This window comes from Pseudomonas agronomica (assembly GCF_025917275.1).
GTDB lineage: Bacteria > Pseudomonadota > Gammaproteobacteria > Pseudomonadales > Pseudomonadaceae > Aquipseudomonas > Aquipseudomonas agronomica.
Genome location: NZ_JAOSHO010001118.1, coordinates 1 through 279, shown reverse-complemented (window position 1 = coordinate 279; position 279 = coordinate 1). Strand labels below are relative to the sequence as shown.

General features: G+C 67.0%; 1 pseudogene. It reads left to right on the top strand.

Annotated features, from left to right (window positions below):
* Positions 1-279, top strand: a pseudogene (locus OC610_RS29180) (porphobilinogen synthase); the annotation flags it as partial.

The window sequence follows — 279 nt, the reverse complement described above, 5'->3', positions numbered from 1 at the left end:
TTCGTGCTGGACGGGGAGAATCGTCGTGAAGCGGTGGCTTCGATGCCCGGCGTGGAACGCTTGACCATCGACCTGCTGCTTGAAGCCGCAGCCGAATGGGTCGAGCTGGGGATTCCGGCGTTGGCGCTGTTTCCGGTCACGCCGGCTGGACTCAAGTCCCTGGACGCCGCCGAAGCCTGGAATCCCGAGGGCATCGCCCAGCGCGCGACCCGTGCCCTGCGCGAGCGTTTCCCCGAGCTGGGCGTGATCACTGACGTTGCCCTGGACCCGTTCACCACC